We start from the raw sequence: 20,916 nt of genomic DNA on the forward strand, positions 1-20,916 counted from the left end.
GTGCTCGATGATTCGTTCGCAAGCTCACTCATGCGGCCCCCTCGCAGGCTCGGGTGCCGCATTCCGTGCTCGATGATTCGTTCGCAAGCTCACTCATGCGGCCCCCTCGCAGGCTCGGGTGCCGCATTCCGTGCTCGATGATTCGTTCGCAAGCTCACTCATGACGGCGTCCCCGATGTGCTGGTGGGCACCGGGACCAGCACTCCGTCACGCAGGTGCAGCGTGCGCGGGCACAGGTCCTCCAGGCCGGCGAAATCGTGCGAGATCACCACGATGGTCAACCCGCCCCGACGCAATTCCTCCAGTAGGCGCAGCAGCCCGCGGGCGCTGGTGGCGTCCAGCCCGGCCAGCGGTTCGTCGAGCACGATGGCGCGCGGTGAGCGAGCCAGCAGCCCGGCCAGCACCACCCGACGCATCTGCCCGCCGGAGAGTTGATCGATGCGGCGGTCGGCGATCTCGGGGGCCAGCCCGACGGTGGCCAGCGCGGCGACGACCTTGGCCCGGTCCTTCGACGAGAAACCCGCCGCCGAGGCGATCTCGCGGTGGACGTGGCTGCGCATGAGCTGCAGCCGGGCCGCCTGGAACGACAGCGCCACCGCACCGACCTGTTCGGACACCGGCCGGCCGTCCAGCAGGCAGGTGCCGGTGGTGGGTTCGGTGAGACCGGCCAGGATCCAGGCCAGCGTCGACTTTCCGGAACCGTTGAGCCCGTGGATGAGCACCCCGTCACCCTCGTGGACCACCAGATCGATATCGCGCAGTGCGGTTGTCGCCCACGGTGTTCCGTCGCCATAGCGGTGCCCGACGCCGGTGAGCTCCAGCACCGGGAGGTCGTTGTGCACCTCGCCGGTGGGGGCCGGCGGTTCGGCCGACTGCACCATCGGTGATCCGCCGGTCAGGTTGACCACCCGCTCGGCGGCCTCGGCCTCACCGTTGTAGTGGGTGATGTGCACCAGCGCCATGTTCCGGCGCCGGGTCAGTTCGGCGAGCATCGACATCAGGCCGTCGCGGCCCTGCTGGTCGACCATGCTGGTGACCTCGTCGGCGATCAGCAGCGACGGCGTGCGGGCCAGCGCGGCGGCCACCGCCAGCCGCTGCAATTCGCCGCCGGACAGGCCGCCGGTGTCGCGCTCGGCCAGCCCGTCGAGGCCGACCTCGGCCAGCAGCGCGGGCACGTCGACGGCGGTGCCGACGGGCAGACCCCACACCACATCGTCGGCGACGCGGGTCCCCAGCACCTGACTCTCGGGGTGCTGCATGATCACCGCGGTGCCGCCGGGCTTGCCGAGCCCGACCGCGCCGGGCCGTTCGACGCAGCCCCGGGTCGGCGGACGACCCGAGAGCACCAGCATCAGCGTGGTCTTGCCCGAGCCGTTGGCCCCGGTGACCGCGATGTGTTCGCCGGCTTGCACCGTCATCGACACCGGCCCGAGCGCGTCCCGGTCGGTGTCGGGGTAGCGGAACACCACATCACGCAACTGCAGCGGGACCGGGGCGACCGCCTGCGACTCCTCGAGGGATTCCAGCTTGTGCACGTCGGGGACGCCGGCCAGGCGCGCCAGCACGCGGGACAGCGCCCACCACCCCACCAGGCCGACCACCACGATGGCGATCACGCCGTAGCCGAAGATCAGCACCGGCCAGTGGTCCAGCAACACCCCGAAGACGCGCCGCACCTCCTGCGCCAACGGCTGCAGATCGGGCACGTAGCTCAGGATCGCGACGGTGCCGTCGACGTTGGCGGTCATGGCGGTGAAGACCAGTTCGCGCATGCGGGTGGCGATGGTCAGCGCCAGCACCACGGCGGCGCCGAACACCGCACCGGCGGCCACCGACACCGTCAGCACGGTGGGCAGACCGCGGCCGCGACGTTTGACGATGCCGACCAGACCACCGATGTAGGCACAGTTCAGAACGGTCATCAAACCGCCGATCCCGGCGATGATGAATGCGACGAGTGCGGCGGCGATGGTGGCGGCCAGTACCACCCGCAACCGGTAGCGGTAGGCCAGCAGCCCCATGGGCACGGTCGCCAGCAGCGACAGGCCGGCCGCGAACGGGACGACGACGGCGATGATCGCGATGGCGGCCGACAGTGCGGCCATCACCGAGGCTTGCGCCAACTCCCCCGGCAACAACGAGCCGGCCCGTCGAGGGCGCGGCGGACCGGGAGGCATCACACGATTCTGCCAGCTGAACAGAACGCTTCCGTCGCCCCTGCTGTGACGGTTCTTACCCGGAGGCGTTTGCGTTTGCATAGTATGCCTATGTAACCTGTTAGGAGTGAATCGTCCGGACCACACCGCACTCGGCGCCGACCTGCTGGCCGTCGTCGCGCGCATCAACCGGTTGGCCAACCAGCGCATCGAGTTGCCGCTGCCGTTCGCCCAGGCCCGCTTGCTGGCCACCATCGAGGACCAGGGCAGCAGCCGCATCTCCGATCTGGCGGCCATCGATCACTGCTCACAACCGACGATGACCACCCAGGTGCGCCGCCTCGAAGAGGCGCACCTGGTATCGCGCACCGAGGATCCCGGCGACGCCCGGGCGGTCCTCATCGGCATCACCGACGAGGGCCGCCGCGTCCTCGCACGGGTGCGCGCCGATCGCAGCGCCGCGATCAACCCCTATCTGGAACATCTCGACGACGCGGAACGCGCCGCGCTCGTCGACGCGATCCGGGTGCTGCGTGGGCTGCTCGACGACGCCCAGCAGGACCGCTAGTAGTCAAAGGAGTCTCTCGCCATGTGGCGTCAACCGAAAGCCGTTTGGGCCGTTGCCTTCGCCTCCGTCGTCGCCTTCATGGGCATCGGCCTGGTCGACCCGATCCTCAAGCCGATCGCCGACAACCTGAACGCCTCGCCGTCGCAGGTGTCGCTGCTGTTCACCTCCTATATGGCGGTGATGGGCGTGGCCATGCTGATCACCGGTGTGGTGTCCAGTCGGATCGGACCGAAGAACACCCTGCTGATCGGGCTGGTGATCATCATCGCCGGCGCGGGACTGGCCGGCCTGTCCGAGACCGTGATGGAGATCGTCGGTTGGCGCGCGCTGTGGGGCCTGGGCAACGCGCTGTTCATCGCCACCGCCCTGGCGACCATCGTCAACGCGGCCCGCGGATCGGTGGCCCAGGCGATCATCCTCTACGAGGCGGCTCTGGGCCTGGGTATCGCCGTCGGCCCGCTGGTGGGCGGCGTGCTCGGCTCCATCTCCTGGCGCGGGCCGTTCTTCGGGGTGTCGGCGTTGATGGCTCTGGCGCTCGTGGTGACGGTGTTCTTGCTGCCGTCGACGCCGCGGCCGCAGAAGGCCACCAGCGTCATCGACCCGTTCCGCGCGCTGCGGCACCGCGGCCTGCTGGCGGTGTCGTTCACCGCGCTGCTCTACAACTTCGGGTTCTTCACGCTGCTGGCCTTCACGCCGTTCCCGCTGGACATGAACGCCCACCAGATCGGGCTGATCTTCTTCGGTTGGGGTGTGGCGCTGGCGTTCACCTCGGTGGTCGTCGCACCGCGGCTGCAGCACCGCTTCGGCACGGTGCCCACTCTGGTGGTCAACCTGCTGGCACTCACGGCGACGCTGGCGGTGATGGCGATCGGCACCGAGAACAAGGCGGTGCTGGCCACCTGCGTCGTGGTGGCCGGTCTGTTCATCGGCATCAACAACACCCTGATCACCGAGACGGTCATGAAGGCCGCCCCGGTGGAGCGTGGCGTGGCCTCGGCGGCCTACAGCTTCCTGCGCTTCGGCGGCGCGGCGGTCGCGCCGTGGCTGGCCGGTGTCCTCGGCGAGCAGATCAGCGTGCACCTGCCCTACTGGGTGGGCGCTGCCGCGGTGCTCGCCGGCGCCGGGCTGCTGTACGCCGCCCGCGGCCACCTCTCCGGAATCGACGCCGACGAGGACGAGATCGACGAGTTGACCGACGAGGCCACCGCCGTCACCGTCGGCAACTGAGCGCTGCCGAGTCGCGCGAAATGGTCGTATCCCGAGCGGGATTCACGACCATTGCGCGCGACTCGCCGAACCGGTTCAGGCGACCGACACACCGATGAGGTGCCCCACCAGATAGGTGGCCGCCACCGCCGCCGAGCCGAGCGCCAGCTGCCGCACCGCACCGGCCACCCGGGAACGACCGGTGAAGTGCGCGGCGGCCGCGCCGGCCACCAGCAGACCGACCCCGCCGAAGGACAGGCCGAGCCACAGCGCGTCATAGCCCACCAGATAGGGCAGCAACGGGATCACCGCCCCGACGGCGAACAGCAGGAACGACGAGCCGGCAGCGACCCACGGTGACGGCTTCTCCCGCGGATCCACGCCGAGTTCCTGGACCAGATGGAAGTTCAGTGCGCGATTTTCGTCACGGTGGATCTCGGTGGTCGCCGCTTCGGCCGTCTGCCGCGTCATGCCCATGTCCATCAGCATCGCGGTCAGTTCGCTTCGTTCGGCTTCCGGATCGTTGCGGAACGACCGGCGTTCGACCCGCACCTCGGACTCGATCTGTTCGTTGGCCGTCGTGACGGAGGTGTACTCGCCCAACGCCATCGAGAACGCTCCCGCGAGCAGTCCGGCGATACCGGCCAACACGACGGCCTGCGCACTGGCGCCGGCGGCAACCCCGGCGATCAATGCGGTGTTGCTCACCAGACCGTCCATCGCCCCGAACGTGGCCGCGCGCAACCAACCGCCGGAGACGTCGGCGTGCCGGTGGCTGGGCACATGGGGCAGGCCGGTGGGCGATACCGGATCGGTCATGGCGCCATTCAACGCTGCGCATTTCGGCAAGTTTGACTCAGGTTTACCTTGCTGCGCGCCTGGGCACGTTACCGTCCACTATGACCACTACCGCTGATCATCTCCGCAACGCGCTCGACGGTCGCTGGCGCGACGTGAAGAACGCAGTCCGCGCCGAACTGTCCGGCGAGGTGTTCCGGCCGCACTACACCCCGAACACCGTGATCGCCCGCACCAAGGTCGCCGAACAGCTCAAGATCATGGCCGCCCACGGCGCGGCCGAGGACGGCTTCAAGAAGGAACACGGCGGCAACGGCGACGTCGGTGCCGCGGTGACGCAGATCGAGATGTTGGCCATGAGTGATCTGTCACTCATGGTCAAGGCCGGTGTGCAATGGGGCCTGTTCGGTGGCGCCGTCGAGAACCTGGGCACCGAGCGGCATCACAACGCCTACGTCCGCAAGATCATCAGCCTGGAACTGCTGGGCTGTTTCGCGATGACCGAGACCGGACACGGCAGCGATGTGCAGTCCCTGGAGACCACGGCCACCTACGACCCGGATACCGAAGAATTCGTCATCGACTCCCCCACCCCGTCCTCGCGCAAGGACTACATCGGTGGCGCAGCCGAAACGGCAAGGGTGGCAGCGGTGTTCGCTCAGCTGATCACCAAGGGAGAAGGGCACGGTGTGCACTGTTTCATCGTGCCCATCCGCGATGACGCCGGTAACGACCTGCCCGGCGTCACCACGTCGGACTGTCACTACAAGGGCGGGTTGCCCGGCGTCGACAACGGCCGCATCCAGTTCGATCAGGTCCGCATCCCGCGGGAGAACCTGCTCAACAAATACGCCGACGTCGCCGAGGACGGCACGTACTCCTCGCCCATCGAGAACGAGGGACGCCGCTTCTTCACCATGTTGGGCACGCTGATCCGTGGCCGCGTCACCGTCGGCGGCAGCGCGGCCGCGGCCGCCCGCGTCGCGCTGGACATCGCGACCCGGTACGCGTTGGAGCGCAGGCAGTTCGACGCGCCGGGCTCCGAGCAGGAGACGTTGATCATGGACTACCTGGTGCACCAGCGCCGGCTGTTCCCACTGATCGCGAAGTCCTACGCGCTGCAGTTCGCGCAGAACGAGTTGGTGGCCAAGTGCCATGAACTGCAGACCTCGGACAACCCCGACGCCGAGGAGCAGCGCGAGCTGGAGTCACGTGCCGCGGGCCTGAAGGCGGCCAACACCTGGCATGCCACCCGGGCCATCCAGGAGGCCCGCGAAGCATGCGGTGGTGCAGGGTATCTCGCCGAGAACCGACTGATCGCACTGAAGGCGGACACCGACGTGTTCACCACCTTCGAGGGTGACAACCACGTGCTGACGCAGCTGGTGGCCAAGGAACTGCTGACCGCCTACGCCGATGACATCAAGGGCATGAGCCCGGTGGAATGGGTGCGCTTTGCCGCCAACTTCGCCGGCGAACGGGTACTCAAGCGCACGGCGGCGCAGACGATCATGCAGACCATCCTGGACACCCGCGAGGACAACGAGGAGGAAGGCTCGCTGTTCAACCGCGGCACCCAGGTGCAGATGTTCGAGGACCGCGAGGAGTACATGCTGGCCTCGGTGGCGCGCCGATTGCAGGGCAAGGCCAAGGAGATGTCACCGTTCGACGCCTTCAACTCGGTGCAGGATCACGTGTTGCACACCGCGCAGGCGCATATCGACCGCATCATCCTGGAGGCGTTCGTCGCGGGCATCGACGCGTGCGAGGACGAGGCGGCCCGCGAGATCCTCGGCATGGTGTGCGACCTGTACGCGCTGAGCGTCATCGAGGAGGACAAGGCGTGGTTCATGGAACACAAGTTCCTGTCCACCGAGCGCGCCAAGGCCGTCACCCGCGGCATCAACGACCGGTGCCGCAGACTGCGTCCGCATGCCGAACTGCTGGTCGACGGTTTCGGCGTCCCGGAACCGTTGCGCTACGCCGAGATGCTGCACCCCGAGCACATCCCGGACGCCGACGAGCATCAGGAGCAGGACGCCGTCAGCTCCGGCACCATCGAGCCGAAGTAGCGCGCTACGGCGTCGGCGTCGGTATCGGGTCCAGGGCCTGCAGCGTGCCGTCCTCGCCGATCTGGAAGCGCACCTGACCGATCCCCGTCGGGCAACACGGTTCGTCCTCGCCCTGGCGCCACTGGTACTGCACCGTCGCGGTGGTGTCGCTCAGCGGCACCACCGTGGTGTAGGGACGCGGCCGCGGCGTCGGCGGTCCGAGCGGGTTGTTGCGGTCGAAGAAGAGCACCTGCACCGCCGCGTCGGGCGCCCGGTCTCCGGCGCCGATGACGACCCAGTGCAGTCGGCAGTCACCGGTATGGCCCCGTGCGGTCTCAGTCCACCCGTCGCCCACGCCCGCGATGGCGGTGCGCACCGTCTCCACGCTCGGGGTGTCCTCGGCCGAACAGTCCGCGGCGGACGGCGGCGCGGAGTTCTCCGGGCTCCAGCCGCAGGCCGCCAGGAACAACACCGTGCCCGCTACCGGGAAAATCCGCGATGGCCGCATGGGGCGAGCTTACGTTCCGCGGTCCGAAGGGCGGGGCAGCGCGCGAGCATCTGCGTGGCTTCAGCCCGGCGAGGCGTACCTCTCTTCACACTGAACACAGGTAGGCCCGGACGCCAGATCGTGTACCTGACGTCAGCCTGGTGGGCAAACTCTTCGCGTGACTGAAATCAGGTAGATCGGGTGCCCGTTGCGGGGGCTGCGGGTCAGGGACGGGAATGCGCCGACGAGCGGCGCTGAGAAGAAAAGCTCCCCCGATTGGACTCGAACCAATAACCGCCCGATTAACAGTCGGGAGCTCTGCCAATTGAGCTACAGGGGAATGACCGAGGACAGACTCTAGCGCATGCACCCCGTGGTGTTCGAATCGACTGGTCAGACGCCCGGCCGCCGCCGCCGGTCGCGCGTGAGGCAGGATGGGGAGAGTTCTGCTGTCACCGTGGAGGGAGCCTCGTGTTCCGGTTCGTCTTCGTACTGGGGGTTGGCTACGTGCTGGGCGCGAAAGCCGGCCGCCGCCGCTACGAACAGATCGCCGCGACCTACAGGGCCGTCACCGAGAACCCGGCCACCAAGGCCGTGCTGGACGCCGGGCGCCGCAAGGTCGCCGACCGGGTCTCCCCCGATCCGGCGATGGTGCGGTTGACCGCCATCGACGCCGAGACATCGGTGCTGTCGCCCGAACCCGCCGATGTGCGGCCGCAGAACGGCACCACGCGCTGATCCGGCGCTAGGGAGCATCCTCGGACCGCAGTGCCGCGATATCGCCGGGTAGGTCGGCTCCGGTCATCGGGGTCTGGTCGGGAGTCAACTCGACGGTGGCCTGCGGGGTCCGGAATTCGGAGTTCTCCACCGCACCGCCGTAGAGCGCGATCCCGAGCGTGGTGACCACTGCGGTGGCCAGCACACCCACGCCCTTGGTCGCCGGGATGACGCCGTAGCCCTCTTCCGCGCTCACATGCCGCGCCTTCCTCCTGCATGTCGGCGACCGCCAACGATGTTGGGTGGACAAGGCTTTGAGTCTCGCGCCGCGAGATAACGAAAGCGACGCGACACGATGACCATTCGCACACTATCGGCGGGGTTCTGCGTCCCGTTTCAGGGCAGCACAGATCGGCTCACAATTTTCGACGAGCCGTCCGCGAGAAGACGCGGCGCAAGGAAGGTGGACCCGATCAGCCGATCGGGATGTTGCCCGACCAGGTGTTACCCGGGAAGATCGGGCCGGTGGTGATACCACCGGAGCCGAAGCCGATGCCCGGGGTGCCCACGGCCACACCGTTGCCGTTGGAGTAGGACAGGCAGTGGCCGTCCTCCTTGTTACCGAACCAGGCCAGGCACGGCTTGGCGTCGACGGAGGCCTCGGGAACCGTGGAGAAGGCCAGCACCGGGGCCGCCACGGCGGCGGCCGCGAAGGCGCCGACCACGACGAACTTGCGCGCCTGATCGCTCAGAAATGCCACGGTGATGCCTTTCTCGACGGTTAGCTGCGCAACCACCATAACGCGTCCGTCACGATCATGCAGTCAAGTCATCACCGCTGGCCTGCTCCAGCAGGCTGCGGCGGTAGGTCTCCATGGCCACCAGGTCGCCGAACAGGGCGTGGTATTCGTCGCTGTTGTCCACCGGCGACATCCGCTGCAACTTGGATTTGACCTCGGCGATCTGCCGGCCCACCGATACCTCCTGCAGCCGGGCCAGCACCCCGGAGATGTAGCGGGCCAGCCGGTCGTCGTCGTCGATCCCGATACCGTCGACGCCGAGTTCGTTGACCAGTCCGGCGGCGTCGCCGGCCAGATCGCGCACCGTCTCGATCCACTGCGCACCGGACAGTCCCGTCGCCACGCCACCTGCCGCGGCGATCGCCGCGCGCACGGCCGCGTACGCGGGGTGGGTGAAGCTCTCCGGGCCCAGACTGTCGAAAACCGGACCGGCCAGCCCGGGATACTGCAATGCCGCCTTGAGCGCCTCGCGCTGCGGTCGCAGGGTCGGGTCCAGCGGATTGGGCCGGGCGATGGCGGGTTGCGGGCGTGCCGCCGGTTCGGCGCGCCGATTGCCCGGCGCGGAACCGCGCACCTGACGTGGCCCCTTGCGACCGGCCTCCTCGCGCACCCGGCCGAGCACCTGGCCGACATCGTCCCAGCCGACCCAGCCGGCGAGCTGTCGGGCGTACTCGTCACGCAGCGTCGGGTCCTTGATCCGCGACACCATCGGCACGCACCGGCGCAGCGCGGCCACCCGGCCCTCGGCGCTGTCGAGATCGTGCTCGCCCAGCGCGGTGCGGATGGCGAACTCGAACAGCGGGGCGCGGCGGGCCACCAGATCGCGCAGCGCTCCGTCACCGGAGCGCAGCCGCAGATCGCACGGGTCCATCCCGTCGGCGGCGACCGCCACGAAGGACTGCCCGGCCAGGTTCTGCTCGCCCTCGAAGGCCTTCACCGCGGCGGCGCGACCGGCCGCGTCACCGTCGAAGACGTAGATCAGTTCGCCGCGAAAGAAGTTGTCGTCCATCATGAGTCGACGCAGCATCGACAGGTGCTCGTCACCGAAGGCGGTGCCGCAGGCGGCCACCGCGGTGGTCACCCCGGCCAGGTGCATGGCCATCACGTCGGTGTAGCCCTCCACGACGACGGCCTGATGCCCCTTGGCGATGTCACGTTTGGCCAGATCCAAGCCGAACAGCACGTGAGACTTTTTGTACAGCACCGTTTCCGGGGTGTTGACGTACTTGGCTTCCATGTGGTCGTCGTCGAACAACCGGCGCGCGCCGAACCCGATGGTCTCCCCCGACGACACCCGGATGGGCCACAGCAGGCGGCGGTGGAAACGGTCCATCGGGCCACGCTTGCCCTCCCGGGACAGCCCGGCGGCTTCGAGCTCCTTGAACTCGAACCCCTTGCGTAGCAGGTGTTTTGTCAGCTTGTCCCACCCCGACGGGGCGAAACCGCAGCCGAACCGGGCGGCGGCCTCGGCGTCGAAATTGCGGTCGATCAGGTATTGGCGGGCCGGTGCGGCCTCGTCGGTGCGCAACTGCTCGGCGTAGAACTCCTGCGCGGCGGCGTTGGCCGCGATCAGCCGGCTGCGGCTGCCGCGGTCGCGCTGCACATTGGTCGCCGCGCCGCCGGAATAGGTGACGGTGTAACCGACCTTGTCGGCGAGCAGTTCGACGGCCTCGACGAAGCTGACGTGCTCGATCTTCTGCAGGAAGGCGTAGACGTCGCCGCCCTCACCGCAACCGAAGCAGTGGAAGTGACCATGGTTGGGCCGCACGTGGAACGACGGGGACTTCTCGTCGTGGAACGGGCACAGCCCCTTCAGCGAATCCACCCCGGCGCGGCGCAACTGGACGTAGTCGCCGACGATGTCCTCGATGCGGACGCGTTCCCGGATGGCCGCGATATCGCGATCCGGGATGCGGCCCCGGCCGCCCCGCGTCGCTTCTGTGGCCATCGGGTCAGTCTAGTGGTCGGGGCGAGCGCACCTCGTGCACTCGCTCCAACCGGGACTCGGTGTAGGAGGCGATCTGGTCGATCACCACGCGCAGCCGGGCGCCGTCGTCGGCGGCAATGCTGAATTCGGCCGCGAACTGCGGGTCCAGGCTGCTGGGGGCCTGCGCCCACAGGGCCAGCGCGACCTCCTCGATGAGGGTGCGCTGGTCGGTCTGGATCTGCAAATGCCGGTGGTCGGACATGATGAACTGCAGCGCCAGCATCTTGAGCACCGCCACCTCGGCGCGCACCAGATCCGGTACGTGCAGGTCGGTGGTGAACCGCTTGAGCACCGGTCGGCCGTCCGCGGTGGCCCGGGTCTCGGTGATGGCCGCGTTGGCGAAGCGGCCGACGAGCTCGCTGGTCAGGTGCTTGAGCGCGACGGACGCCGCCAGGGTGCCGTCGTACTTGCCGATCGCGGCCACCACCGGCATCTGGGAGAGACGCTGTGCGGCCGAGAGCAGATCATCATGCGAGACGGCCGGATAGGCCCCTGCTCCGAGGCGGGCCAGCGCGTCGGCGGCGTCCTGGTCGGCCAGCACCCGCAGGTCGATGCGTCCGGAGATGACACCGTCCTCGACATCGTGCACCGAGTACGCGACATCGTCGGCCCAGTCCATCACCTGGGCCTCCAGGCACGGGCGGTTCGCCGGGGCACCGTCGCGCAGCCAGCGCGCGGCGACCATGTCATCGTCGTAGAAGCCGAACTTTCTGGGGTTCTCCGCCCGCGACCAGGGATACTTGGTGACCGCGTCCAGCGCCGCGCGGGTCAGGTTCAGGCCGGCCGAACGTCCTTGCTCGTCAAGTATTTTCGGTTCCAGCCGGGTCAGGATGCGCAGATTCTGGGCGTTGCCCTCGAATCCGCCGAAGGCGGCCGCGATCTCGTTGAGGGCGCGTTCCCCGTTGTGTCCGTACGGCGGGTGCCCGATATCGTGGGCCAGCCCGGCCAGGTCCACCAGGTCGGGATCGCAGCCCAGCCCGACGGCCATCCCGCGGCCGATCTGCGCGACCTCCAGGGAGTGCGTCAACCGGGTGCGCGGGGTGTCGCCGTGCCGGGGCCCCACCACCTGGGTCTTGTCGGCGAGCCGGCGCAGCGCGGCGCAGTGCAGCACCCGGGCGCGGTCCCTGGCGAAATCGGTGCGGTGCTCGGTGTCGGTTCCCGGCAACGCAGATCCCTTCGGCGACTCCGGTACCAGCCGTTGCCGGTCGAAGTCGTCGTAGTCGGATGTGTTGCGTTGCGTGGCCACCGCCCGACAGTCTGCCAGCACGCGGTGGCCGGTTCGGACATGACTGGCGCCGGGAAGCCGACGGAGTCACTAGATTGACGGGCATGCGCATCGCCCGTCTGCTCAGCGTGCTGCTCGTGGTCCTGACCGCGGGCCTGTCGATCGCGCCCGCCGCGACGGCCAAACCGCCGTTCCGGCTGCCCGGCCAGATCGTCGACGAGGCCAACGCGCTGGGTGGCGCGGGCAGGGATCAGGTGAGCCAGGCGATCGATCGGTTGTATGACGATCGCCAGGTGCGCCTGTGGGTGGTCTACGTCGACACCTTCTCCGGTGCGGCCGCCGAGCCGTGGGCGCGGGCCACCCTGCAGGCCAGCGACCTGGGCGAGTACGACGCGCTGCTGGCGGTGGCCACCGCCGACCGGGCGTACGCCTTCCTCACCGGTGCCGAGGTCGCCGACTCGTCGGAGGCGAACGCGCTGCGGCGCAATGAGATCGAACCCGCGCTGCGCGCCGGTAACTGGGCGCAGGCGGCGGTCGCCGCGGCCGACGGGCTCAATGCCCGATCCGACTCGGGCTCGGGGCTGAACTGGTTCGGCGTGCTGGTCATCCTGGCCGTGCTGGCCCTGGCCGTGCTGGGCCTGGTGGTGTGGTCGCGCCGGCGTAAACGCAAGCGCCGGGAAGCCGATTTCGCTGCCGCGCAGCGCGTCGACCCGACCGATCCGTCCGCCCTGGCCGCGGTCCCCCTCGATGCCCTGGAGGACCTGGCGCACTCCATCGTCGTCGAGGTCGACAACGCGGTGCGCACCAGTGAGAACGAATTGACGCTGGCCGTCGAGGAATTCGGGGACACGCGGACGGCGCCGTTCACGACGGCCGTCACCGCGGCCCGCACCACGCTGAACCAGGCGTTCAATGTCCGTCAGATCCTCGGCGATTCGGTGCCCGAGACCACCCAGCAGCGCCGCGATCTGCTCACCCGGGTGATCGTCGCGGCCGCCAAGGCCGATCACGAACTCGAGAAGCAGCGCGAGGCTTTCGCGGCGCTGCGTGATCTGGTGATCAACGCGCCCAGCCGACTGGACACGCTCACCCAGCAGATGGTGGATCTGAGCGCCCGTATCGTGCCGGCCGAGCAGACCCTTGCCGGGTTGCATCAGCAGTTCTCGCAGACCGCGCTGCACTCGGTGGCCGACAATGTCGAGAGCGCCAAGCAGCGGCTGACATTCGCCGAGCAGAACATCGACAACGGTCGCGCCCTGGTGGCCCGGCCCGCCGGGCAGCAGGGCGGTCTGGTGGACTCGGTGCGCGCCGCCGAATCCGCACTCGGCCAGGCCCGCACGATGCTCGACGCGATCGACAGCGCCGCCGGTGACATCAGCCGGGCTGTCGCCGCGCTGCCCGAGGAGATCGCCGATGTGCAGGCCGGTATCGCGGCCGCCGACGCGCAACTGGCGCGCGGCGGTTTCGACGAGGCCGCCGAGTTGCAGTCAGCCCGTGATGCCGCTGCACAGGCGGTCACGACGGCGCAGGAGTCCGGGAACGCCGATCCGCTGGGCGCCTTCACCGAGCTGACGCAGGCCGATGCCGACTTGGACCGGCTGCTGGCGGTCGTCGCCGAGGAACTCCAGGCACAGCAGCGGCTGCGCCGGGCCTACGAGCAGGCGTTGTCGGCCGCGCAGTCCCGGGTGCGCGGGGTCAGCGATTTCATCGACACCCGGCGCGGCAGCGTCGGCCCCGACGCCCGCACCCGGCTGGCCGAGGCGGTGCGCCAACTGCAGGCCGCCCAGGACAAGCAGGCGACCGACCTGCCCGCGGCGATCGCGCACGCCAATGGTGCGACGGCGCTGGCCATGCAGGCCCAGCAGTTGGCCAACGACGATGTCGCCAGGACACAGCAGCAGTACAACAACTACGGCGGTTTCGGTGGTGGCGGCGGCTCGAATACCGGTGCGATGCTAGGAGGCATCATCATCGGCAACATCCTGTCCGGCGCACTGCGTGGCGGCTCCGGCGGCGGATGGAGTTCCACCACGTTCGGCGGCTCCGGCGGCGGCTTCGGCGGCGGTGGTTTCGGCGGCGGCGGGGGTGGTGGCTTCGGCGGTGGCGGCGGCCGCTTCTAGCCGTTCCCGCCTTCCCGGCGAGCGTGCGTGTCTGCTCCCCGACACGCCGCCTTCGCAGCGGAGTTTGCGCACGCTCACGCCGCGCGGACTAGCCCCTTGTCTCGGCCGAGAGCTGCTCGCCGAGCTTGTCCAGCTGCGCCTTGTAACCCATCTTCATGCCGAATGCGGCCATCTTGGCCTTGTCGCCGATCTTGCTGATGCTGACGTCGAGGGTGATCGTGGTCTGCCCGTCGCGTTCGGTGAGCGTGATGTCGTTGGTGTGCTCGATGGTCGAGGTCGCCTCCTGGCCATCCGTCCAGGACCGCGCGTCGTAGGTCATCCGGGTCACCGGGTCGACCCGGGTGAAGGTGCCGGTCATCGGCCAGCGGGTGCCGGCATACTTGCCCATCCCCGCGCCGGCCTCCATCACGATGTGGACCTCGCCGCCGACCCGCGCATCGATTCGGCATTCGGGGACGAAGGTGTTCTTGGGACCCCACCACTGCTGCACCATCTCGGCCTTGGTCCAGGCGTCCCACACCGTCGCGATCGGAGCGCGGTAGGTGCGTTCCAGGGAGAACTGCTTCTTCTTGAACAACTGCAGGATCATCATTTCTCCTCGTGTGCAATCGAATTCAGGAAGTCGCCGAGTGAGTCGAGCCGGTCGTCCCACAACCGTTCGAAGGACTCGACCCACTGTCCGATATCTTCGAACGGCGCGGCTTCGAGCTGATAGATCCGCTTCCGCGCGACGGCATGGCTGCTGACGATTCCGGAATCACCAAGCACCCGAAGGTGTTTGGACACCTGCGGCTGCCGGATCCCGAGCGCCTCGGCGATGGCGCCCACCGAGAGCGGCCCTGCCCTGAGCAGATCTACGATCCGCAGGCGACTCGGCTCCCCCAGCGCCACGAACACCGCCGCCTGCATGCCAGCCACCATAAGCCGCACGACATATTCCCGTCAAGGAATACGTTCACGTCACCTTCCCGGCGAGCGTGCGTGTCTGCGCCCCGACACGCCACCTCAGCAGCGGAGTTTCCGCACGCTCACGCCGCTCGGGAGCGTGCCAGGCCGGCCTCCACCCGCCGGATGAAGTCCTCCGGGTATCGCCGGACATCATCGGCAACGATCGAGATGACGATCCAGCCCAGCTCTTGCAGGGCGGCACGCTTCTGCCGGTCCTTCGCGAAGCTGACCGGATCGCTGTGCCAGTCGAATCCGTCGTACTCGACCGCCAGCTTGCAGGACGGCCATGCGAAGTCCAGTCGCCACAGCCGACCGGAGAGATCGACGACCTCGTACTGCAACTCCGGCATCGGCAGACCCGCATCGACCATGACGAGTCGGGCCTCGCTCTCCATCGGCGACTCCGCCTCGGGCGCAGCGTGGGGCAGTAACTCTCGTACGTGGACTATTCCGCGCCGGCCATACTGGCCGATCACCGCATCCAGAAGTTGGTTGCGACAGCACGTTTCACTGCGCAACGCGGCGTCCAAGGTAGCCAGGGCACGGGAACGGCGCAGCGAACGCGCGACCTCGACCGCAGTCCACGCCGCGGTCGTCGCGAGTCGGCCCTCGACCTGGGCGAGTGGCGCACCGTCGCGCCGATGGATGATCAGGCCGTCGGACGCGCGCAGTTGGTGGCCACTCGGGTTGAGCACGTGCAGGTCGACGACGTCTTCGGTATCGAATCCGTAGGCGGCTGCGGCGGTGCCGAGACAGATGGCCACCGACTCCCCCGCCCGAAGATCCAGCCCACGCAGTCGGGTGTAGTTGTCGGGTTCCTCGGCCGAGTAGATGCCCGGCCACACCTTCACGAGCTCGCCGGTGCGGATCATGGCGTCGAGCCGGCTGCGGCTGACCACACCGAGAAGTTGCCCGGTGCCGGCCACTCCGCCCTGCCGTTCGAGCAATTCGGCGACGCGATCTGACATGGCATCGATCGTCGACCGACGCCTCGACCGTGGCGACCCCCGTCACCGCATCTGTGGATCAACGGGCCATTGTGGACAACCAGCGCCCCGCGAACGTGCGCAAACTCCCACCTGGGAGCGGCGTGTTGACCTGCAGACACGCACGCTCGCCGGGGAAGGTGACCAAGCGGGGACTAGCAGCCCTTGAGGCGGACCGCCAGGTAGTTCGACACCTCCGAGATCGCCACGCGCTCCTGGGTCATGGCATCGCGCTCGCGGATCGTGACGGCGTGGTCCTCCAGCGAATCGAAGTCCAGCGTGACGCAGAACGGCGTGCCGATCTCGTCCTGGCGGCGGTAGCGACGGCCGATCGCACCGGCATCGTCGAACTCGACATTCCAGTTCTGCCGCAGTTCGGCGGCCAGATCCTTTGCCTTGGGCGACAAGTCGGCATGGCGCGACAACGGCAGCACCGCGGCCTTGACCGGCGCCAGCCGCGGGTCGAGCTTGAGCACCGTGCGCTTGTCGACGCCACCCTTGGCATTGGGCGCCTCGTCCTCGTGATAGGAGTCCACCAGGAACGCCATCAGCGACCGGGTCAGCCCGGCGGCCGGCTCGATCACGTACGGCGTGTAGCGGGTGTCGGAGGCCTGGTCGTAGTAGGTCAGGTCGACCCCGGATGCCTTTGCGTGGCTGGACAAGTCGTGATCGGTCCGGTTGGCGATGCCTTCCAGCTCACCCCACGGGCTGCCCGCGAAGCCGAACTTGTACTCGATATCGGTGGTGCCGGCGCTGTAGTGCGACAGCTTCTCCAGCGGATGCTCGTACAGGCGCAGGTTCTCCGGCCGGATCCCGAGGTCGACGTACCACTGCCGCCGGGTCTCGATCCAGTACTTGTGCCATTCCGGCGCGGTCGAGGGCTCGACGAAGAACTCCATCTCCATCTGCTCGAATTCGCGGGTGCGGAAGATGAAGTTGCCCGGGGTGATCTCGTTGCGGAAGCTCTTGCCGATCTGGCCGATACCGAACGGCGGCTTCTTGCGCGAGGTGGTCACCACGTTGGCGAAGTTCACGAAGATGCCCTGCGCGGTCTCCGGTCGCAGGTAGTGCAACCCCTCCTCGGACTCGATCGGGCCGAGGTAGGTCTTGAGCATCATGTTGAAGTCACGCGGTTCGGTCCACTGCCCCTTGGTGCCGCAGTCCGGGCAGACGATCTCGGTCATCGGCACCGAATCCGGATCCACAACCGTGTCGCGCGTGCTCTTCTTCTCCGCGTAGGCCTCCTGCAGGTGGTCCTGCCGGTGCCGCTTGTGACAGTTCAGGCATTCGACGAGGGGGTCGTTGAACACCGCGACGTGGCCGGAGGCCACCCACACCTGACGCGGCAGGATGATCGCGGAGTCCAGGCCGACGACGTCGTCGCGGCCGGTGACCACCGATCGCCACCACTGCTTCTTGATGTTCTCCTTGAGCTCCACCCCGAGTGGTCCGTAATCCCAGGCGGACTTGGTACCACCGTAGATCTCGCCCGATTGATAGACGAGGCCACGGCGTTTCGCCAGGTTTGCAACGGTGTCGATGATGGAAGCCACGGGTCAACAGCGTAGCGATGACCTGCGCACGCCTGAGGTGGGGCCGGTACCCGCCAGACGTTGACATGCATGGATCTGCATGTATTCTGGTCCGTAATGAAAATGATTTCCAATTCTGCCACTGCCGAGGATCACGCCGCGCATTCCCACCTCGGCGCGCCGTTCCCCGAACTCCCCTCGCGGGAGATCCTGGACACCACCGGCGACCTGCTGCGTGCGCTGGCCGCGCCGCTGCGCATCGCCATCGTGCTGCAGCTGCGCGAGTCCGAGCGCTGTGTGCACGAACTGGTCGACGCTTTGAACGTGCCGCAACCGCTGGTCAGCCAACACCTGCGGATCCTGAAGTCCGCAGGGGTGGTCGCCGGCGAGCGCAGCGGCCGCGAGGTGATGTACCGGTTGGTCGACCATCACTTGGCCGAGATCGTCATCGCCGCGGTCACCCACGCCTCGGAGGACCGGCCGTGAACACACCGGTGCGATCCACCAAGCAACGCGCGGCGATCTCCGCCCTGCTGGAGAACATCGAGGACTTCCGGTCCGCGCAGGAATTGCACGACGAACTGCGCAAGCAGGGCGAAGGCATCGGACTGACCACCGTCTACCGCACCCTGCAGTCGATGGCGACCGCCGGACAGGTGGACACCCTGCGCACCGACACCGGCGAATCCGTATACCGCCGCTGCTCGGCGCACCACCACCATCACCTGGTCTGCCGGGTGTGCGGTAGCACCGTCGAGGTCGACGGCGGCGCCGCCGAGGTGTGGGCCGACGAGGTGGCCGCCAAGCACGGCTTCACCGATGTCAGCCACACCATCGAGATCTTCGGACTGTGCGGATCCTGCGCGGTCAGCTGACCAGCGACAGCACGGTGTCCCGGGTCAACGGGGCGAGCTCGACATCACCGGGGGCGTGCGGGTCGATCCACGCCATCTCGGCGATCTCGGCGGCCGGGGTCGGCGCGCGGTCGAGTTCGACGGCGAACAACTCGGCCGCCACCCGATGGCCGGGTTCGTTGGCCGCCACCGCGTCATGGTGTCCGAGCGGTCGCACCGAGCCCGCAACGATGCCCGCCCCGAGTTCCTCGGCGACCTCCCGGTGCAGCGCCTGAACCGGCGTCTCCCCCGGTTCGATCTTTCCGCCGGGTTGCATGAACGCCGTCGTGCCGTGTTTGCGGACCACCAGCACGTGGTGGCGTTCGTCGAGCACGACGGCCGCGACGACACGGATGACAGGTGTCACGAAACCAGCGTGCGCCGCACGTCGGCGCCGGTGGCCAATACCATCATGATCAGTGTCCCCAGCGCATCGTCGGCGAGCCCCGACGCCGGAAAGTTGTAGCGCAGCAGCACATCTGCCGTGGAATCGTCCTTCTCGGCCAACGACACCGTGCCCAGCAGCGTCTCCCGGGTGTGCACCGCCACCCGCGCCCGCAGCGCGTCGTCGAGGGGCTGGTCCCACACCAGGATCTGATTCAGCGACACCATGTCCAGGCCCTCGCCGACCGACACCACCCGCAGCGAGGCGAAGGTGCCGTCGTGATGGACCGTCAGCGCGCCGTCGTCCTCGCGGGTGGCGGGCAACAGCGCCTCGGCCACCACCGCCAACCGTTCTTCCAGACCCATCAGGCCCGCCCGAAGCGCCGGTTGCGGTTGACGTACTCCTCGCAGGCCGCCCACAGGTCGCGGCGGTCATAGTCCGGCCACAGCTTGTCCTGGAAGACGTACTCGGCGTAGGCGGCCTGCCACAACAGGAAGTTGCTGGCCCGCTGCTCCCCCGACGTCCGGATGAACAGGTCGACATCGGGGATGTCGGGTCGGTGCAGGTTGCGGGCGAAGGATGCCTCGCTGATCCGGCTCGGGTTGATCTTGCCGGCCACCGCCTCCTCGGCCAGTTTCCGTGCGGCCTCGACGATCTCGGTGCGCCCGCCGTAGTTCACGCAGTAGTTCACGGTGATGACGTCGTTGCCGACGGTCATCTGCTCGGCGATGTCGAACTCCTTGATGACACTGCTCCACATGCGCGGCCGTGAGCCCACCCAGCGCATGTTGACACCCATCGCGTCCAGGTTCTCCCGGCGCCGGCGCACCACCTCGCGGTTGAAGCCCATCAGGAAGCGCACCTCCTCGGTGCTGCGCTTCCAGTTCTCGGTGGAGAAGGCGTACACGCTGAGGTGCTTGATACCCAGTTCGATGGCACCGCAGGTGATGTCGATCAACACCGCCTCGCCCATCTTGTGGCCCTCGGTGCGGCCCAGGCCCCGCTGGGTGGCCCACCGGCCGTTGCCGTCCATCACCACCGCGACATGATTGGGCACCTGGTCGGCGGGGATCTGCGGGGGCACCGCCTTGGACGGATGCTGCGGCGGGCGGGAGAACCGGCCGTTGGTCTTCGGCGGCAGATCCGGGAACACCACCGGCCACGTCGAGGTGTCCGGGAATTCCGGATAGTCCTCAGGCGCCGGGGGCAGCTGCGGGAAGGTGGTCTTTCCCCGTTTGGTTGCCATGTGCCATATCCTGCCCGAACACTTCCGCCCGGCGTTCAACGGCCGCGCTATCTACCCGGTAAACACGCTCCACCAGCGGCAATGTCCGCAGCTGACGTTCCAGATGCCACTGCAGGTGCGCGGCCACCAGACCGCTGGCCTGACTGCGCTGCGAGGAGGTGGAGGCCTGAGCGAACTCCCAGTCGCCGTCGTGCAGGGCGGACATCAGATCCAGCACCGGCTGCGGTGGGGTCGCCGATCCCGACGGCCGGCAGTGCACGCAGACGCTGCCACCGGCGGCGACGTGGAAGGCGCGGTGCGGGCCCGGGGCGGCGCACCGCGCACATTCGGTCAACGCGGGCGCCCAGCCCGCGATGCCCATCGCCCGCAGCAGGTAGGCGTCGAGCACCAGTTCACGCGGTCGCCGCCCCTCCGCGACGGCCCGCAGCGCAGCCACGGTGAGCCCGTGCAGTTGCGGGACGGGCGCGCGTTCCTCACCGGCGAGGCGCTCGGCGGTCTCCAGCACCGCGCAGGCGCAGGTGTAGCGACCGTAGTCGCTGACGATGTCGACGGCGAAGGCGTCGATGGACTGCACCTGGGTGACGATGTCCAGATTGCGACCGGGGTGTAGCTGAACGTCGATGTGCGCGAACGGCTCCAGCCGGGCGCCGAACTTGCTGCGGGTACGGCGCACCCCTTTGGCCACCGCGCGCACCACGCCGTGTTCTCGGGTGAGCAGCGTCACGATCCGGTCGGCCTCGCCGAGCTTGTGCTGGCGCAGCACGACCGCTCGATCCCGGTACAACCGCATCGCACCAGTGTCTCACCGCGC

Annotated in this window: 22 protein-coding genes and 1 tRNA gene; 7 read left to right on the plus strand and 16 right to left on the minus strand. The window is 68.3% G+C overall.

The genetic code is table 11. The features are described 5' to 3' along the window. Positions 1-158: 158 nt before the first annotated feature. Positions 159-2,177: a DUF2232 domain-containing protein gene (locus tag ACWDUN_RS14180; protein WP_449929591.1), complete on the minus strand. Its 2,019-nt coding sequence runs from the start codon at positions 2,175-2,177 to the stop codon at positions 159-161. A 106-nt stretch (positions 2,178-2,283) separates the two neighbouring features. Between ACWDUN_RS14180 and ACWDUN_RS14185 the strand changes: the two genes are divergently transcribed. Continuing rightward, positions 2,284-2,724 carry a MarR family winged helix-turn-helix transcriptional regulator gene (locus tag ACWDUN_RS14185; protein ID WP_449929593.1) on the plus strand — a complete coding sequence of 147 codons (441 nt, stop codon included), beginning with the start codon at positions 2,284-2,286 and terminating at the stop codon, positions 2,722-2,724. Positions 2,725-2,745: 21 nt separating this feature from the next. Beyond that, positions 2,746-3,951 (plus strand): MFS transporter, encoded by a 1,206-nt coding sequence (locus ACWDUN_RS14190; RefSeq protein ID WP_449929595.1) that lies wholly within the window; start codon positions 2,746-2,748, stop codon positions 3,949-3,951. Positions 3,952-4,026: 75 nt separating this feature from the next. On the opposite strand, the gene ACWDUN_RS14195 is transcribed toward ACWDUN_RS14190, so the two are convergent. Next, a complete protein-coding gene (locus ACWDUN_RS14195; RefSeq protein ID WP_449929597.1) occupies positions 4,027-4,749 on the minus strand; it encodes a VIT1/CCC1 transporter family protein in 723 nt (240 codons plus the stop codon). A gap of 80 nt (positions 4,750-4,829) precedes the next feature. Between ACWDUN_RS14195 and ACWDUN_RS14200 the strand changes: the two genes are divergently transcribed. Then, positions 4,830-6,800, plus strand: a complete 1,971-nt coding sequence (locus ACWDUN_RS14200; protein WP_449929599.1) for an acyl-CoA dehydrogenase family protein — start codon at positions 4,830-4,832, stop codon at positions 6,798-6,800. A gap of 4 nt (positions 6,801-6,804) precedes the next feature. Here the strand turns inward: ACWDUN_RS14200 and ACWDUN_RS14205 are convergent, their stop codons facing one another. Together ACWDUN_RS14205 and ACWDUN_RS14210 are read right to left on the minus strand one after the other, a co-directional pair. Further along, the gene (locus ACWDUN_RS14205) at positions 6,805-7,287 is read right to left on the minus strand and encodes an LppP/LprE family lipoprotein (RefSeq protein WP_449929601.1); all 483 of its coding nucleotides are present in this window, start codon (positions 7,285-7,287) and stop codon (positions 6,805-6,807) included. Positions 7,288-7,533: 246 nt separating this feature from the next. After that, a tRNA-Asn gene (locus tag ACWDUN_RS14210) sits at positions 7,534-7,606 on the minus strand. Positions 7,607-7,737: 131 nt separating this feature from the next. On the opposite strand from ACWDUN_RS14210, the gene ACWDUN_RS14215 reads away from it, so the two are divergent. Further along, positions 7,738-8,004, plus strand: a complete 267-nt coding sequence (locus ACWDUN_RS14215) for a hypothetical protein (RefSeq protein WP_449929603.1) — start codon at positions 7,738-7,740, stop codon at positions 8,002-8,004. Positions 8,005-8,011: 7 nt separating this feature from the next. Here the strand turns inward: ACWDUN_RS14215 and ACWDUN_RS14220 are convergent, their stop codons facing one another. The 4 genes from ACWDUN_RS14220 to ACWDUN_RS14235 form a co-directional block, all read right to left on the minus strand. Continuing rightward, positions 8,012-8,239 carry a hypothetical protein gene (locus ACWDUN_RS14220; RefSeq protein ID WP_449929605.1) on the minus strand — a complete coding sequence of 76 codons (228 nt, stop codon included), beginning with the start codon at positions 8,237-8,239 and terminating at the stop codon, positions 8,012-8,014. Positions 8,240-8,456: 217 nt separating this feature from the next. After that, positions 8,457-8,744, minus strand: a complete 288-nt coding sequence (locus tag ACWDUN_RS14225) for a DUF7155 family protein (RefSeq protein WP_449929607.1) — start codon at positions 8,742-8,744, stop codon at positions 8,457-8,459. Positions 8,745-8,799: 55 nt separating this feature from the next. Then, complete coding sequence (dnaG, locus tag ACWDUN_RS14230) at positions 8,800-10,731, minus strand: DNA primase (RefSeq protein WP_449929609.1); 1,932 nt, start codon at positions 10,729-10,731, stop codon at positions 8,800-8,802. 4 nt (positions 10,732-10,735) lie between these two features. Then, positions 10,736-12,016 carry a deoxyguanosinetriphosphate triphosphohydrolase gene (locus ACWDUN_RS14235; RefSeq protein WP_449929611.1) on the minus strand — a complete coding sequence of 427 codons (1,281 nt, stop codon included), beginning with the start codon at positions 12,014-12,016 and terminating at the stop codon, positions 10,736-10,738. An 83-nt stretch (positions 12,017-12,099) separates the two neighbouring features. Here ACWDUN_RS14235 and ACWDUN_RS14240 point away from each other — a divergent pair, with 83 nt between their 5' ends. After that, positions 12,100-14,115 (plus strand): TPM domain-containing protein, encoded by a 2,016-nt coding sequence (locus ACWDUN_RS14240; RefSeq protein ID WP_449929613.1) that lies wholly within the window; start codon positions 12,100-12,102, stop codon positions 14,113-14,115. An 88-nt stretch (positions 14,116-14,203) separates the two neighbouring features. Here the strand turns inward: ACWDUN_RS14240 and ACWDUN_RS14245 are convergent, their stop codons facing one another. The 4 genes from ACWDUN_RS14245 to ACWDUN_RS14260 form a co-directional block, all read right to left on the minus strand. Beyond that, a complete protein-coding gene (locus ACWDUN_RS14245) occupies positions 14,204-14,704 on the minus strand; it encodes an SRPBCC family protein (protein WP_449929615.1) in 501 nt (166 codons plus the stop codon). Next, the gene (locus ACWDUN_RS14250; RefSeq protein ID WP_449929617.1) at positions 14,704-15,024 is read right to left on the minus strand and encodes an ArsR/SmtB family transcription factor; all 321 of its coding nucleotides are present in this window, start codon (positions 15,022-15,024) and stop codon (positions 14,704-14,706) included. The genes ACWDUN_RS14245 and ACWDUN_RS14250 overlap by 1 nt, the downstream gene beginning before the upstream one ends. 119 nt (positions 15,025-15,143) lie before the next feature. After that, the gene (locus ACWDUN_RS14255; protein ID WP_449929619.1) at positions 15,144-16,031 is read right to left on the minus strand and encodes a hypothetical protein; all 888 of its coding nucleotides are present in this window, start codon (positions 16,029-16,031) and stop codon (positions 15,144-15,146) included. Between the two features lie 173 nt (positions 16,032-16,204). Continuing rightward, entirely contained in the window at positions 16,205-17,602 is a 1,398-nt protein-coding gene (locus ACWDUN_RS14260; RefSeq protein WP_449929621.1) for a glycine--tRNA ligase, read from the minus strand. A gap of 102 nt (positions 17,603-17,704) precedes the next feature. Between ACWDUN_RS14260 and ACWDUN_RS14265 the strand changes: the two genes are divergently transcribed. Both ACWDUN_RS14265 and ACWDUN_RS14270 read left to right on the plus strand, forming a co-directional pair. Further along, positions 17,705-18,067, plus strand: a complete 363-nt coding sequence (locus tag ACWDUN_RS14265; RefSeq protein WP_449929623.1) for an ArsR/SmtB family transcription factor — start codon at positions 17,705-17,707, stop codon at positions 18,065-18,067. Continuing rightward, positions 18,064-18,456, plus strand: a complete 393-nt coding sequence (locus ACWDUN_RS14270; RefSeq protein ID WP_449929625.1) for a Fur family transcriptional regulator — start codon at positions 18,064-18,066, stop codon at positions 18,454-18,456. The genes ACWDUN_RS14265 and ACWDUN_RS14270 overlap by 4 nt, the downstream gene beginning before the upstream one ends. Here ACWDUN_RS14270 and ACWDUN_RS14275 read toward each other — a convergent pair. The 4 genes from ACWDUN_RS14275 to recO are packed head-to-tail and all read right to left on the minus strand — an operon-like array spanning position 18,449 to position 20,895. Continuing rightward, on the minus strand, positions 18,449-18,841 hold the full coding sequence (locus tag ACWDUN_RS14275) for an NUDIX hydrolase (RefSeq protein ID WP_449929627.1): 393 nt from the start codon (positions 18,839-18,841) through the stop codon (positions 18,449-18,451). The genes ACWDUN_RS14270 and ACWDUN_RS14275 overlap by 8 nt on opposite strands. Further along, the gene (locus ACWDUN_RS14280) at positions 18,838-19,224 is read right to left on the minus strand and encodes a hypothetical protein (RefSeq protein ID WP_449929629.1); all 387 of its coding nucleotides are present in this window, start codon (positions 19,222-19,224) and stop codon (positions 18,838-18,840) included. The genes ACWDUN_RS14275 and ACWDUN_RS14280 overlap by 4 nt, the downstream gene beginning before the upstream one ends. After that, complete coding sequence (locus ACWDUN_RS14285; RefSeq protein WP_449929631.1) at positions 19,224-20,105, minus strand: decaprenyl diphosphate synthase; 882 nt, start codon at positions 20,103-20,105, stop codon at positions 19,224-19,226. The genes ACWDUN_RS14280 and ACWDUN_RS14285 overlap by 1 nt, the downstream gene beginning before the upstream one ends. Then, positions 20,053-20,895 carry a DNA repair protein RecO gene (gene recO, locus ACWDUN_RS14290; RefSeq protein WP_449929633.1) on the minus strand — a complete coding sequence of 281 codons (843 nt, stop codon included), beginning with the start codon at positions 20,893-20,895 and terminating at the stop codon, positions 20,053-20,055. Before recO ends, ACWDUN_RS14285 begins: the two co-directional genes overlap by 53 nt. Positions 20,896-20,916: the final 21 nt, after the last annotated feature.

It is taken from the genome of Mycobacterium sp. NPDC003323 (genome assembly GCF_053589535.1).

Bases quoted from the DNA above. Each gene is read 5' to 3' on its own strand.
- ACWDUN_RS14180 (WP_449929591.1), bottom strand. From the start codon at position 2,177: ATGCCTCCCGGTCCGCCGCGCCCTCGACGGGCCGGCTCGTTGTTGCCG.
- ACWDUN_RS14190 (WP_449929595.1), top strand. From the start codon at position 2,746: ATGTGGCGTCAACCGAAAGCCGTTTGGGCCGTTGCCTTCGCCTCCGTC.
- ACWDUN_RS14195 (WP_449929597.1), bottom strand. From the start codon at position 4,749: ATGACCGATCCGGTATCGCCCACCGGCCTGCCCCATGTGCCCAGCCAC.
- ACWDUN_RS14200 (WP_449929599.1), top strand. From the start codon at position 4,830: ATGACCACTACCGCTGATCATCTCCGCAACGCGCTCGACGGTCGCTGG.
- ACWDUN_RS14205 (WP_449929601.1), bottom strand. From the start codon at position 7,287: ATGCGGCCATCGCGGATTTTCCCGGTAGCGGGCACGGTGTTGTTCCTG.
- dnaG (WP_449929609.1), bottom strand. From the start codon at position 10,731: ATGGCCACAGAAGCGACGCGGGGCGGCCGGGGCCGCATCCCGGATCGC.
- ACWDUN_RS14240 (WP_449929613.1), top strand. From the start codon at position 12,100: ATGCGCATCGCCCGTCTGCTCAGCGTGCTGCTCGTGGTCCTGACCGCG.
- ACWDUN_RS14245 (WP_449929615.1), bottom strand. From the start codon at position 14,704: ATGATCCTGCAGTTGTTCAAGAAGAAGCAGTTCTCCCTGGAACGCACC.
- ACWDUN_RS14250 (WP_449929617.1), bottom strand. From the start codon at position 15,024: ATGCAGGCGGCGGTGTTCGTGGCGCTGGGGGAGCCGAGTCGCCTGCGG.
- ACWDUN_RS14255 (WP_449929619.1), bottom strand. From the start codon at position 16,031: ATGTCAGATCGCGTCGCCGAATTGCTCGAACGGCAGGGCGGAGTGGCC.
- ACWDUN_RS14265 (WP_449929623.1), top strand. From the start codon at position 17,705: ATGATTTCCAATTCTGCCACTGCCGAGGATCACGCCGCGCATTCCCAC.
- ACWDUN_RS14280 (WP_449929629.1), bottom strand. From the start codon at position 19,224: ATGGGTCTGGAAGAACGGTTGGCGGTGGTGGCCGAGGCGCTGTTGCCC.
- ACWDUN_RS14285 (WP_449929631.1), bottom strand. From the start codon at position 20,105: ATGGCAACCAAACGGGGAAAGACCACCTTCCCGCAGCTGCCCCCGGCG.
- recO (WP_449929633.1), bottom strand. From the start codon at position 20,895: ATGCGGTTGTACCGGGATCGAGCGGTCGTGCTGCGCCAGCACAAGCTC.